At 44.0% G+C, this 252-nt stretch carries 1 protein-coding gene; it reads right to left on the bottom strand.

Annotation, left to right across the window (positions count from 1 at the left end):
* The coding region (locus R2R70_RS21785; protein WP_410979166.1) for a carbamoyl-phosphate synthase domain-containing protein at window positions 1-252 on the bottom strand (252 nt) is incomplete at both ends.

The raw sequence follows: 252 nt of genomic DNA, 5'->3' as shown, positions 1-252 counted from the left end.
CGGCTTGTAGCGCTTTTTGTTCGTCTAGTTCGTCACCAGCAATAATACAACCATTTTGAGCGCCTTTGTCGCGCAAAATACGTGTTAGCTTTCTGGTGTCGATGTCCGCAATACCTAAAATATTACGTTCTTTCAAGTAATCATCTAACGATTGCTCGTTACGAAAGTTACTTGCTAGCAGTGGCAAATCACGGATCACTAGGCCTTTAGCCCATATTTGATTCGCTTCTTCGTCTTCGCTGTTGGTACCCG

The organism is Cobetia sp. SIMBA_158 (assembly GCF_046566945.1).
GTDB lineage: Bacteria > Pseudomonadota > Gammaproteobacteria > Pseudomonadales > Halomonadaceae > Cobetia > Cobetia amphilecti.
The sequence above is the reverse complement of the archived record's forward strand: the minus strand, read 5'-3'. Positions and strand labels throughout refer to the sequence as shown.